At 57.5% G+C, this 252-nt stretch carries 1 protein-coding gene; it reads left to right on the forward strand.

The window, feature by feature from the left end; genetic code table 11:
- Positions 1 to 252: transporter substrate-binding domain-containing protein (locus tag AC0L2O_RS37160; protein ID WP_473373250.1), on the forward strand; the 252-nt coding region annotated here is incomplete at both ends.

The following is a 252-nucleotide window of genomic DNA, read 5'->3' on the forward strand; positions in this document are numbered from 1 at the left end:
CGCGATGAACGAGATCGCCAAGCGGCTCAATTTCCAGGTCGAGTACCAGAACACCTCTTGGGACGCGATGATCCAGGCGGTTTCCGACAACCAGTACAACATCGGCATGACCGGTATCACCATCAAGGACGACCGCAAGCAGAAGGTCGATTTCTCCGACCCCTACATGCGCTCGGAACAGTTCATGCTGGTGCGCGGCGATGAGAAGCGCTTCACCGACGCCAAGACGTTTGGCGCCTTCAAGGATGGGCT

It is taken from the genome of Bradyrhizobium sp. Kon10, from assembly GCF_055807395.1.